Here is a 542-nt window from a genome sequence, read left to right on the forward strand (position 1 = left end):
TTTATTAAGCATTAGTAGCCAAGCTGCACCAGCAGATACGCAAACGAACGCTGTGGCTACTAGTCAAGATGACAATGCTCGTTTAACGTCCGCTAGTAGTACTGACGGTATCATCGCTTTGGTCAATGACAATGCTATCTTAAAAAGTGACTTGGTAAATGCAATTGCACAAACACAGGCACGTGCGAAGGCCGCTGGCGAACCTATTGCCAATTCAGCACAATTGCAGTCTGAGGTACTAAATGCGTTGATATTGCGCGAGTTGCAATTATCATTGGTTAATCGTGTCGGTCTAAAGCCCGATGAGGCTGCTATTAATCAACGTCTTGCACAAATCGCTCAGTCTGAAGGACTTACTAGTATTGGTGCGCTACAGCAGCGTCTTGATGCCAACCAAGCTGGAAGCTACGCGGCTTTACGCGCAAAACTGATCGAAGATGCTGCTATTCAAGCATTACAGCAGCGTCAAATCACTAATCGGGTGCGCATCAGTGAGCAAGATATTGATGCATTTTTGAGCTCTCCTGAAGCAAAACGCCTAA

1 protein-coding gene is annotated in these 542 nt (G+C 45.8%); it reads left to right on the forward strand.

Annotation, left to right across the window (positions count from 1 at the left end; all coding sequences use genetic code 11):
* Nucleotides 1–542, forward strand: a 542-nt coding sequence (locus ACS8FD_RS23905; protein ID WP_439277678.1) for a SurA N-terminal domain-containing protein, incomplete at both ends; no start/stop codon positions are given.

It is taken from the genome of Psychrobacter sp. 1U2, assembly GCF_051847575.1.